Annotated in this window: 10 protein-coding genes; 6 read left to right on the forward strand and 4 right to left on the reverse strand. The window is 50.5% G+C overall.

The genetic code is table 11. The annotated features are described in order from the left end of the window. Positions 1-210: 210 nt before the first annotated feature. Positions 211-774, reverse strand: a complete 564-nt coding sequence (locus tag NG833_RS04745; protein WP_254564159.1) for a hypothetical protein — start codon at positions 772-774, stop codon at positions 211-213. Between the two features lie 523 nt (positions 775-1,297). Between NG833_RS04745 and trpD the strand changes: the two genes are divergently transcribed. Then, positions 1,298-2,389, forward strand: coding sequence for an anthranilate phosphoribosyltransferase (gene trpD / locus NG833_RS04750; RefSeq protein ID WP_254564160.1), 1,092 nt, complete (start codon positions 1,298-1,300; stop codon positions 2,387-2,389). A gap of 203 nt (positions 2,390-2,592) precedes the next feature. Here the strand turns inward: trpD and NG833_RS04755 are convergent, their stop codons facing one another. After that, positions 2,593-3,168: a TIGR02281 family clan AA aspartic protease gene (locus NG833_RS04755; protein WP_254564161.1), complete on the reverse strand. Its 576-nt coding sequence runs from the start codon at positions 3,166-3,168 to the stop codon at positions 2,593-2,595. Between the two features lie 426 nt (positions 3,169-3,594). On the opposite strand from NG833_RS04755, the gene carA reads away from it, so the two are divergent. The 5 genes from carA to NG833_RS04785 all read left to right on the forward strand — a co-directional run bounded on the left by carA (position 3,595) and on the right by NG833_RS04785 (position 8,264). Continuing rightward, a complete protein-coding gene (gene carA / locus NG833_RS04760) occupies positions 3,595-4,755 on the forward strand; it encodes a glutamine-hydrolyzing carbamoyl-phosphate synthase small subunit (protein ID WP_254564167.1) in 1,161 nt (386 codons plus the stop codon). A gap of 491 nt (positions 4,756-5,246) precedes the next feature. After that, positions 5,247-5,615 carry an STAS domain-containing protein gene (locus tag NG833_RS04770; protein WP_254564168.1) on the forward strand — a complete coding sequence of 123 codons (369 nt, stop codon included), beginning with the start codon at positions 5,247-5,249 and terminating at the stop codon, positions 5,613-5,615. 623 nt (positions 5,616-6,238) lie between these two features. After that, entirely contained in the window at positions 6,239-6,754 is a 516-nt protein-coding gene (locus NG833_RS04775; protein WP_254564162.1) for a Mini-ribonuclease 3, read from the forward strand. A gap of 354 nt (positions 6,755-7,108) precedes the next feature. Further along, the gene (gene rlmB / locus NG833_RS04780; protein ID WP_309143831.1) at positions 7,109-7,909 is read left to right on the forward strand and encodes a 23S rRNA (guanosine(2251)-2'-O)-methyltransferase RlmB; all 801 of its coding nucleotides are present in this window, start codon (positions 7,109-7,111) and stop codon (positions 7,907-7,909) included. Positions 7,910-7,979: 70 nt separating this feature from the next. Continuing rightward, on the forward strand, positions 7,980-8,264 hold the full coding sequence (locus tag NG833_RS04785; protein ID WP_254564164.1) for a DUF1816 domain-containing protein: 285 nt from the start codon (positions 7,980-7,982) through the stop codon (positions 8,262-8,264). A 22-nt stretch (positions 8,265-8,286) separates the two neighbouring features. Here the strand turns inward: NG833_RS04785 and NG833_RS04790 are convergent, their stop codons facing one another. Both NG833_RS04790 and NG833_RS04795 read right to left on the reverse strand, forming a co-directional pair. Further along, positions 8,287-9,156, reverse strand: a complete 870-nt coding sequence (locus NG833_RS04790) for an alpha/beta fold hydrolase (protein WP_254564165.1) — start codon at positions 9,154-9,156, stop codon at positions 8,287-8,289. Positions 9,157-9,382: 226 nt separating this feature from the next. Next, positions 9,383-10,726 (reverse strand): serine hydrolase, encoded by a 1,344-nt coding sequence (locus NG833_RS04795; RefSeq protein WP_254564166.1) that lies wholly within the window; start codon positions 10,724-10,726, stop codon positions 9,383-9,385. Between the last annotated feature and the right edge of the window lie 350 nt (positions 10,727-11,076).

The raw sequence follows: 11,076 nt of genomic DNA on the forward strand, positions 1-11,076 counted from the left end.
GTTCGTTCGTAGTGATGGATCAACGGAGTAGCCCCGTCAATGTAGGGGCGTATTGCATACGCCCTGGGGCCTGCGCATTGCGCCCCTACACCTTCCTTCCCGTTCAACGTTTGGAGGATTTATATTTTGCAATCCCCTTAGCCTGCGTAGGCAGGCTTTGTCCGTATAGCCCCACCCTTCAGGGTGCGGGGCAGGGGTTTCGCAGACTGATTAGGGGTTGTGCTTCGGTGGAAGTTCGCCGAGTTTCTGCAACTGTTGTTGCACCTCTACTTCCACTATAGAAGGGATTCGAGCGATCGCCTGGACAATTTCCCTCTCCAGTTCGGCGATCGGAATTTGTCCCGGTTTCCCCGCAGGCATTCCCTCCAAACACTGTTGTAGCGCCATAATCACTTCCGCCAAACTTTCCACCTGTTCCAATTCTGGGCGCGCTTGAAACTCACCCCGCAGTCGCTGTACCTGGGTTTTCAGCACCACGAGAGATTGCTCCAACTCTGTTGAGCGCGATCGCAGTTGTCGCAATGCCGCCACCACGGGTTCCATTTCCTGGGCGATCGACGCCTTCATCGCTTCTGGGGCAATTTTCACTTCCTCCACCCCCACCCGAGAGGGCACAATCTGTCGTCGTCGATTCACCAAATTCAACCCCAAAGAAACCGTCACCGGCACTGCCGCATAAATTATCTGCCCAGAAATAGCCGCCAGCACTGACCCCACCACTACACCAGCCAGAGAAACATATTCAGCAATATTCAGCCAGTCACGCCGATCCATCAAGTCACCCCAGGTACTGAACATCCCTCATTTTAAGCCTTAACCTGGAAACTCTACCGTTCCTAGAGGAGACTCTCGTCCCAAAACCCTCATGATTCTCCTGCTGAGAGCAAATCTTCTAAACTCACCTCAATTAGATTTTGACGTTTTTTAATGTCTTCTATAGCAGTGATTAATTTAAATTTATTGGCTTCTGAACTTAATAAATATTCAGTTTCATCGAGTTCAGAAACGACTATTTTTATATTTTTACCGGCAAACTTTTCTTTAATTTTTTTTTTAAAAAACTACCATCAATTTTATTAGCATTGAATCGATAAACTGCTGACATAATTTTTCTCCAATTGAAAGGCCAATCTTAACCACAAGACAATCCTAACATAGCCACATCTCAACCTTCAACCCAGGCACACTCCTGAAAACCCAATCCAAAACTCTCCTCAGCGCCTGCTTCTCGCGGTAAAATCGATTGGTTTAAATCAGCAGCACCCCCAACTGCTTGCCGTGCAATCCAAATTTAACTATGACTGATTCTCCATCCGCAACAGCACAAACCCCCGTAACCACCCCCTCCGACACCAACTGGTCCGAGTTACTGCAACAATTGCTCGATCGCCAATCCCTAACTGTGGATCAAGCCAGTCAACTCATGTATGGATGGCTGAGGGAAGAAATCCCCCCAGTGTTATCCGGGGCCATTTTAGCCGCCCTGCAAGGCAAAAGTGTCTCCGCAGAGGAACTGGCAGGGATGGCAAAAGTATTGCAATCCCAGTCTGCCTATATGGAAACCGGCGCAAATAGTGAAACGCGCAAACAGGCGATCGATACCTGTGGCACCGGAGGCGATGGGGCTTCTACCTTTAATATTTCCACCTGTGTTGCCTTTGTCGCCGCAGCAGCCGGGGTGAAAGTTGCCAAACATGGAAATCGGTCGGCATCAAGTAAGGTGGGTTCTGCCGATGTGTTGGAAGCCTTGGGTGTGAATTTGAATGCACCAGGTAATCAGGCGATCGCCGCTTTAGATGAAGTAGGAATCACCTTTCTGTTTGCACCGGGTTGGCATCCGGCCATGAAAGCGGTGGCCCCCCTGCGCCGCACCTTAAAAGTCCGCACCGTCTTTAATTTATTGGGACCTCTGGTCAATCCCGTGCGCCCCACCGGACAGGTGATCGGCGTCTGTGACCCCCACTTAGTGGTGCCGATCGCCCATGCCTTACGACAATTGGGAACCGAATTAGCGATCGTGGTGCATGGACGGGAAAAACTCGATGAAGCGGGGTTAGCAGAAGTGAATGATTTAGCCATCCTTGCCAATGGAGAGGTCCAACTCAGTGCGATCGCCCCGGCAGAGCTCGGGCTGGAACCCTCACCCACCGGGGCATTGCGCGGTGGGGATGTTGCAGAAAATGCCCAGATTTTGAAGTCGGTCCTGCAAGGCGGAGGGACTCAAGCGCAACAGGATGTAGTCGCCTTAAATGCTGCTTTAGCCCTACAAGTCAGCGGCAATATCCCCGTGGGAGACCATATTCAGGGCATCGCCTTAGCTAAAGAAATTCTTGCCTCCGGTGCAGCTTGGACAAAATTAGAGCAATTGGTAGCATTTCTGAAGCAGTAAGACAGCAGAAGGTTAGGAACCGGGTTTCTTCAGAAAAATTGTGGCAATTGGCAGTAAATCTGGGCAAGAAACCCGGTTTTTTGTCCCCCTTCAAAAAGGTTAGAAACCGGGTTTCTTCAAAAAATTGTGGCAATTGGCAGCAAATCTAGGGGAGAAACCCGGTTTCTTGTCCTTGGGGTCTGGGGTTGAATTTCACTCAAGCCTCAATTTTGAGTAGCAGCGGCGCGAGTTCGCAATTCAATGTTATTTTCCTTGATGGTGATATCGTAACTGCCGAAAAAGTTTTGTCCTAAGAGACCCATGCCTTGGAGACCTCCCTCAACTTCTGGGGGGGCGATCGTGACCAGGAGTTCTTCAAGGATGGCATCTCCCACTTGAATTTTAGAAACCCGGCCCACCTCCATTTCTACCTCCGAGGAACTCGCAGTCGCAATTCGAGCTTTATCGAAGGGGACGACATTTAAACTGCGGGCCATCGTGGGAGTGATTAAGGTGGCACTCGCCCCAGTATCAAAGAGCATCTCGAATTCTTCTGTGCCATTAAAGAGGACATCGACCACGGGAATGCCTCCCTGACGACGTTTGATAGGAATTTCAAAGACTCCGGACATCTCCCCTGCTGGGACGTCTGTCGTTGCATTGGGGCAGAGGTCGCCTAAATCAATAAGGTTGCCGTTGCTATCAATGGCAAAACAACCGGGATGCTCCTGAGTGAGGGCGGCAGGTCCCATCAATCCTAGACTGGTTACAGCAAATAGGGCAGAGAGAATTTTTTTCATGAAACTTTTTCCTCTTGGCAGTTAGAGCAGGAATGGAAAGGGGGCAAAGGCTAAATTTAGGTCATCCCATCAGGGGACAGTGGGGCAATGCCCAGCCTCCGGTGCAGATGAGTCGAGTCGGGTTATGTCTATTATGCCCGGTTGATTCACAGAAAGCGAAAGTAGCGCGGCCAGACATTGACAGACCCTGACGCCGAGGGGGAAATTCACCCGAAAATAGAACTTAAGTGAGTCAAGGTGGGGGATGGGGGGAAGGCTAGTGAGTTGCGATCGCTTCTTTACATTACGGCGAACGGATACGCGCTAAAAAAGCAACTCATGGAATAATGGGATGTTGCGGAAGTCAAACGGATGGGTCCCTCATAGACTAATGGACCCCTCACCCTTGACTGCCGAAAAATGACCCCTGAAGCTAGTGAGGTTTCTATGTCTCTTTCTGCCGATCGCCCTGCCTTGCTCGTACTGGCAGATGGAACGTCCTATCGCGGTTGGTCCTTTGGAGCCACTGGCACGACCATTGGTGAAGTGGTTTTCAATACCGGCATGACAGGGTATCAAGAGGTATTGACAGATCCCAGCTACTGCGGCCAGATCGTGACGTTCACCTATCCCGAATTAGGCAATACCGGGGTGAATCCCGACGACGAAGAATCCCAGCGTCCCCAAGTCCGAGGGGCGATCGCCCGGAATATCTGCAAGCGCCCCAGCAACTGGCGCTCCACCCAGTCCCTACCCGACTACCTGACCCAAAACAATATTCCTGGGATTTACGGCATCGATACCCGGGCACTCACCCGCAAAATTCGCATTGTGGGAGCCATGAATGGGGGAATTTCTACCGAAATCCTCGACCCTGCCGAATTATTAGCCCAAGTGCAAGCGGCCCCCTCCATGAAGGGCTTAAACCTCGTCCCGGAAGTTTCCACCTCAACGGTTTACGAGTGGACCGAAACCACCGACCCCCATTGGGAATTCAGTCCTCAAGCTCAAGGCATGAACGGCGAAACATTCACCGTCGTTGCCCTAGATTTTGGGATTAAGCGCAATATCCTGCGCCGTCTCGCCAGTTATGGATGTCGCGTGATCGTCGTTCCCGCCTCCACTTCCGCCGAGGAAATCCTCAAGCACAATCCCGATGGGATTTTTCTCTCCAATGGACCCGGAGACCCGGCTGCGGTGCTCCAAGGGGTGGAAACCGCCAAACAATTGCTGAGTTCTGAAAAACCCATGTTTGGGATTTGTTTAGGACACCAGATTTTGGGACTCTCCCTCGGTTCGGATACCTTTAAGCTCAAATTTGGGCATCGCGGGTTAAATCAACCGGCAGGGTTAACAGGTCAAGTTGAAATTACCAGCCAAAATCACAGCTTTGCCTTGAGTGACGATTCTTTAGGCAGCGAGGTGGAAATTACCCACTTAAACCTGAACGATCGCACCATTGCCGGATTGCGACACAAGTCTCTGCCGGTCTTTTCAGTCCAATACCACCCCGAAGCGAGTCCGGGTCCCCATGATGCGGACTATATCTTCAAACGGTTTGTTGAGTCCATGGGTGAAGCTCGGACTGCCTCGAAAACTGCCAGTTAGAAGGGCGTGGAATTTAAAACCTGGCAATTAACGGTAAAATTCCTTGTCAATCCGCAATCGGAGCGATTACAATCTAAAAATCTAAAGGCGCTGCTCATTGACAAACGGCGATAAAGCCTTTAAAATGGAGCGTCGATTTGAGGAGTAAGGATTTAATCCGAGATTAGCTGGGCATCTGCGGATAATCGGATATAATATCCGACAAGATCTGAACATGGAGCAGCCACTCGCGCCTGACCTTAGACTTTTCTACCTACCTTTGAGACTTCCGCTCTTGGTTGCCGAGGGCAAGTGGATTCTGGAGTCTAAGAGGGTACGAGCCTAATCATCCTCATCGACCTTAAACCATCTTGCGCTTTTGGAATCTTTCTAAAAGCTTTGCGGGATACCGCCGCTGTCACCTTCACTGGTGATAGTGCCATCGCTGCATTGTCCAGCAATAGCCGGACAAATGTCGCGTAAATGTATCAATATGCAGCTAGGAGGGCGTTATTCCTGAGCCACTAACCCTGACCGTTAGCCTAAGAGGCACGCGCGAAGTCGGGAACGATTACCAACTCTTCCGTCTCACTGGCTTACTCGATGCCTTTTCGGAAGCGACCTTTCGGAAGGCGATCAGTCAGTGTATTGACGAGGGTCCCACGAACATTATTTTGGATTTATCCAAAATAGATTTTGTTGACAGTTCGGGTTTAGGTGCGCTGGTGCAATTGGTAAAAAAAGCTCAAACTGCTGAAGGTACCTTGCAAATTGTCAGCAATCCCCGGGTGACCCAAACGGTCAAACTGGTTCGATTAGAGCAGTTTCTCTCTTTGCAGCCATCGGTGGACGCTGCCCTAGAGAAAATCAAATCCACTTGAGTGTTTCACGCTCTAAATGGCTATCCAGTCTCAAAAATTGAACTGGATAGCTATTTTATTGGGGAGATGGGGAGGATGGGGAGGATGGGGGAGAAAGTTTGTAGTAACGACTTCAGTCGTTTCCTCCTGTTCGTAGTAACGACTTCAGTCGTTACCGCGTTACTTGGCTAACGCCAAGTAACGCCCCCTTGAAGACAAAGCCTCCAGTCCCCACGCAGGCGCTTCAGCCGCCCATCATGGGTGTCACGGCTTCAGCCGTGACACGAGAGCAACGACTGAAGTCGTTACTACGAACATTTCCCTATCTCCCCCATCTCCCATCTCCCCCATCCGATTAAGAACCCGATCGCGAAATGTTATAATCCCCATATCCCTCGGCACGATTCACCGGGTTAAACCCGATCGCCTTGGGTAGTTATGCCCTAGGGCAGAGGGAAACTTCAGGCGATCGGCTGACCTACCCCACCTAATCCGGGGACTAGAATGTGAGGCGAGGGCGTGACCGGGTAAAATTTTCCCTTTTCAAGAATTCAAAACATAAAATGGTAACCCAGTTAATCCAGTTAGGGGAGTTTGGACGTGGGATCGGGAATCATTAACTCAAGTGGTGTGGTGCGCTCAGTATGACAGCAACCCCAGAAGCAACAAGCCCAGAAGCCAATCTAGTCGCCGATCTCCCCCCCGGTACTCCGGCCCTTGATTGCCAGGAGTGCTTGTCCCTGATGCTCCCGGTCAAAAAATTATCGGCCCCGGAAATTCAACAGCTATCCCCCATCGCCCTAGCCTATCTCGGAGATGCGGTGTACGAACTGTTTGTCCGCGCCTGGTATTTACGACCACCCAAACGCCAGAAGATCTATCATAATTGTGTGGTGTCGCAAGTGCGAGCGGAGACCCAAGCGAGAATGCTGCGATCGCTCGAACCGTTCCTAACCCCGACCGAACTTGAGATTCTCAAACGCGGGCGCAATGCTGCCACGGGAGGTCCGAAACGAGTGGATGCCGCCATTTATCAACAGGCAACGAGCTTGGAAAGCCTGATGGGATATTTATACCTCACCGATCCCAACCGCTTGATCTACCTATTCACCCAATTAAATCTCGAACCCGTCGAAAGTGGTGGCTCGACTGAACCTTAAACCCAGTTCCACCCCTGACCATCATGCCGATTCCCACCCTTGAGCTTCCCCCCACGGGAAAAAAGACTCAACACCACATTGGGATGAAGCCATCTACCCCCAATCATAATTGTCATGCCTGGTAAACCCGAAAAATTGAAGCCCTCAGTCCGATCCAAGCGAGAATCTTATCCAAAAAAAGACAGTGGACAGGGATCGTCCTACCCGAAAAAAGATCGTGGACAAGGATCGTCCTATCCGAAAAAAGCCAGTGGACAGGGATCGTCCTACCCGAAAAAGGATGGGAAAAGTCGCAAATCCTTTCCCCCGGGTTCTGCTCAATCCGCCCTCGACCCAGATACAGACCTCAAAGATATGATCTACGGTCGCCATACCGTGTTGAGTGCCTTAGAGGGAGAGCGCCAATTGCATCGGATTTGGATTACCGCTCAATTGCGGTATGATCCCCGCTTTCATACGGCGATCGCCTCCGCGAAAGCTACCGGAACTGTCATTGATGAAGTCGATTACCGCCGCCTGGATCTGCTCACTCACGGAGAAAATCATCAAGGGGTGGCCGCCCAGGTTTCTCCCTATACCTATTGGGAACTGCCGGATTTAATTGCCAATGCCTTAAAGGTATCCGATCGCCCCGTCCTCCTCGTCGGTGATGGGATTAACGACCCTCACAATTTAGGTGCAATGATTCGCACTGCCGAGGCGATCGGCGCTCAGGGGCTGGTGATCCCCCAAAGGCGAGCCGTTGGGATCACCTCAACGGTGATGAAAGTCGCGGCGGGGGCATTAGAATTTTTTCCGGTTGCCCGAGTGATCAATCTCAGTCGCGCCTTGGAAGAATTAAAGGATGCGGGATTTTGGATCTATGGAACTGCCGCCAACGCGCCTTCGGCTGTGAGCAGCATCGAATTTAGCCGACCCACGGTTTTGGTTGTGGGATCGGAAGGGGAAGGTTTGAATTTGTTGACACAACGTCACTGTGATGAACTCATTTCTATCCCCCTCCAAGGAAAGATCCCCAGCCTGAATGTCTCAGTAGCAACGGGCATGGCGCTTTATGAGATTTTTCGTCAGCGCTGGACCCAGCGTCCCAACATGGGAAATCTGAAGAAAAATACTGTTGAAAAATTAAATCCAACGGAGTATAAAGAAATGTAAATTAACCCGTCTGCTCGAACCAACACTTAATAGCACCTCGTCGTCATACAACGGTAAATAGGGGAATGATATGAAGGAATTGAAAGAAATCTTGATTAGCTTGCTTAACCTTTTAGGCTGGGCCTGGTGGGTAGAGATTGCCACAGACAATCCTCGGTGTACTTACTACTTTGGACCATTCCTGAGTAAAACGGAAGCCGAAACTGCTAAAAACGGATATATAGAAGACCTTGAACAAGAAAGCGCCCAAGGTATCTCCTTTGCTGTCAAACGCTGCAAACCCAGCGATCTCACGGTTTATGAGGAGCCGGGGGAGATGGGTAGTCGGGGAAACTCCCCGGCATATAGCGGTTAGGTTGAACAGGGAGGCTGCCTAATTATTGGGAAGAAAACTCCGATGGTGCAAGCACTTGGGGATGTTGCTCAATCCAGCGATCGATATCCCCGAGGACTTGCGCCGGTATTTCCCAAGGAAACAGGTGAGCGGTATTGGGATAGCAGATGAACTCAGAATTTTTGAGGCGATCGGCGGTTTCCCGGCTTGACTCTGGGGTAATGTGGCGGTCCGCTTCCCCCGCCATGACTAAGGAAGGACAAGTGATTTGTTCTAGCTCAGAGAGACGGTTGTAGCCCGCTCGCAGGGCAGCATTGAGTGCATGACGGGCAGGACGGCTGGTTTGCAGATAGGCAGACATCCCCCGAGAGGCTAGGTATTGGTAAGCTAGGGGAGTATGTTGCTGAATCAGGTAACGATAGAGCGATCGCCGGCCCAAGGTTTCGATATTCCATTGCCAACTGGGGACGACGCGATTAATAATCGACGAGACCCCGGTAAATGCTAAATCTTGCCAACTAATTGGGGGATGGGAACTGCGGGGACGGGCGGCAGAAGCGACTAACATCAATCCCGTAACGCGATCGGGGTGTCGCAATGCCAGTTCCATTGCTAAAATCCCTCCCAGGGACCACCCTAAGAGTAAAAAGCGATCGACCCCCAGGCGATCGAGCAATGCTTCTATATCCCGAAGATGGTCCGTCATTTGAAAACGACCTCGGGTCCGGCTGTTCCCATACCCTCGTAAATCGGGAGCAAGGGTTTGGAATCTTTGGCTCAAATAGTCTGTAAACACAGACATGGAAGCCCCATGACCAGGATGGCCATGCAAACAGAGAATCGGAAAGCCCGATCCCCGAGAAATCACACTTAAGTGATGAAGGGAATAAGTGAGGGGTGGAGTGGACACCATGTCGAATCGCTAAGGTCAGAGGTTTTCCTTTTCATCCTATCGGGATCGCCTCCCAAGCGGCTACTGATATCCCATCTGGTATTGATATGTCTGTAAAAACCCGCACCCTCAAGGGTGGGGCTATACGGACGAAGCCCGCCTGCGCGGGCTAAAGAGACACTCGACTTTTTACCCCCGGATTGGGTAGGATATTCCCTCGGGTATCGATCGCTACAAGCCCTGGCCCTTACAGTTGACCACTGCGGAAGAGATATTCCGAGATTTCAGAAATAAACTGACGGATGGTCGGTTCGCTATAGGCACCATCGTCAATCACCGTAATAATGTAAGTCTCGCCGAAGAGGTTCATGGCTAAAGTGGTGCCGAGGACGCGAGAGGTTTGTCCGGTTTTTTCACCTAACCAGTGACCAAACCCCCCTTCTAACCCAGCAAACCCGAGTTCATGGTCATATTGCCGTTCCAGGGACCGAATCAGAATTTCATCTCCGAGATGTTCTCGGTTATAGATTTGAATCATCATCTCAGTCAGCTCATCGCTGGTGGTGGTGTTTCTGCCGATCGCCACATTCTGAGGATAAATGCGATCGCCCACAAATTTAGAATAAACCCGCGTCTGTTTAAAACCCCGTTCTTCTAACACTTGATTAATGTAATCCCACCCCAAATAATCAATAATTTGATTGGGGCCGATATTACTACTCTGACCAATGGTCGCATTTAAAAGAGTTTGGATCGGATATTTTTCACCGACGCGAAGTTCTGAGGCATCCTCCGTAAAGTTACCCCGATCGACATAAATTGGGGTATCGAACCGAAGTTTTTCCGAAGTGACTTTGTTCATCAAAGCCACGGCGATCGGCACTTTCATCAAACTAGCGGCATCTCGCGCCGGTTCATTTCCTCGCAACCGACGGCAAATGTTGGTGGTGAGGTGACAGATGGTGATTTTGACTTGGGAAGATAGGCCACTGCGTTGAGCAATGGGAATTAAAAATTCGGATTGTGCCACTTCCAGACGGTAAGAAACGGCTTCTAAATTGGCTTGATACTCGGCGATTTTGGCCACTGCGCGATCGCCATAATCGGAATCAGCCGGAATTTGATGCAGATTATCCAGGGCTTTTTCCCAGAGAGATTTGAGGGTTTGTAACGTCTCAACGGAGGAATTCCCGGTTTTACCCAACTCTGATGCTTGTACACCGTAGCTGAGTGCCTCTTCCCAGTAGGGTTTGCCATTGAGTTGTTTAGCCAGATTTCGTTCTACCGTTTCCATCCGCGCCAACAGGGTATCGTATCGTTGCAACAACGGCGCAAACTCGGAAGGGTACGACCATTGATCCGTAGAATCAGGCATCGAGTCAGCACAGTTCGGTTGATCACCGGAGGGATTGTCCTCTGAAATGGGGCGATCGCCAACGGTGCCAGTCCCGGAGTCCGTCTCCATTGCAGTGGGAGAACAAGTAAGCGGGGGGGCTTTCGCTTGGGGTTGGGGCATCCACCACATCCCAGCCGCCAGTAGACTCAGAGAACTTGTCAGTGCGATCGCAATCCCTTTTTTACCTCTGTGCATATTGCACACCCTACCTCACCGAATAAAAACCATTGACGTTCGTTATTTTACTGAATCCTGGAGCAACAAACCGAAAACAATTTCTTGACAAGAGTTTTGCGGAATCCACTCCACATCACTTGTAGCAAAGTAGATCCCATCAGTTTTCGGTCAAACTGCTCCCCTCAAACAAATTACAGAAAATCCCAGAGAAATTCTCCACCCTTGATCTTAGGGGATTCCAACAAATAAATCATCCTTGCTTTGATGCGATCGCACCTAACAAGGCTCTTTTAGCCCGCGCAGGCACCGCTTTGTCCGTGTAGCTCCAGGCTTGAGCCTGCGGGTTTTTTGAAGGTTTTATTTTTTGG

It is taken from the genome of Oscillatoria sp. HE19RPO (assembly GCF_024220515.1).
In the GTDB taxonomy this organism is placed as follows: domain Bacteria; phylum Cyanobacteriota; class Cyanobacteriia; order Cyanobacteriales; family Laspinemataceae; genus Laspinema.

What these genes read in the sequence shown, in the direction of transcription:
- NG833_RS04745 (WP_254564159.1), bottom strand. Translation starts at nt 774, where the DNA reads ATGGATCGGCGTGACTGGCTGAATATTGCTGAATATGTTTCTCTGGCT.
- NG833_RS04785 (WP_254564164.1), top strand. Translation starts at nt 7,980, where the DNA reads ATGAAGGAATTGAAAGAAATCTTGATTAGCTTGCTTAACCTTTTAGGC.
- NG833_RS04795 (WP_254564166.1), bottom strand. Translation starts at nt 10,726, where the DNA reads ATGCACAGAGGTAAAAAAGGGATTGCGATCGCACTGACAAGTTCTCTG.
- trpD (WP_254564160.1), top strand. Translation starts at nt 1,298, where the DNA reads ATGACTGATTCTCCATCCGCAACAGCACAAACCCCCGTAACCACCCCC.
- carA (WP_254564167.1), top strand. Translation starts at nt 3,595, where the DNA reads ATGTCTCTTTCTGCCGATCGCCCTGCCTTGCTCGTACTGGCAGATGGA.
- NG833_RS04755 (WP_254564161.1), bottom strand. Translation starts at nt 3,168, where the DNA reads ATGAAAAAAATTCTCTCTGCCCTATTTGCTGTAACCAGTCTAGGATTG.
- rlmB (WP_309143831.1), top strand. Translation starts at nt 7,109, where the DNA reads ATGATCTACGGTCGCCATACCGTGTTGAGTGCCTTAGAGGGAGAGCGC.
- NG833_RS04790 (WP_254564165.1), bottom strand. Translation starts at nt 9,156, where the DNA reads ATGGTGTCCACTCCACCCCTCACTTATTCCCTTCATCACTTAAGTGTG.
- NG833_RS04775 (WP_254564162.1), top strand. Translation starts at nt 6,239, where the DNA reads ATGACAGCAACCCCAGAAGCAACAAGCCCAGAAGCCAATCTAGTCGCC.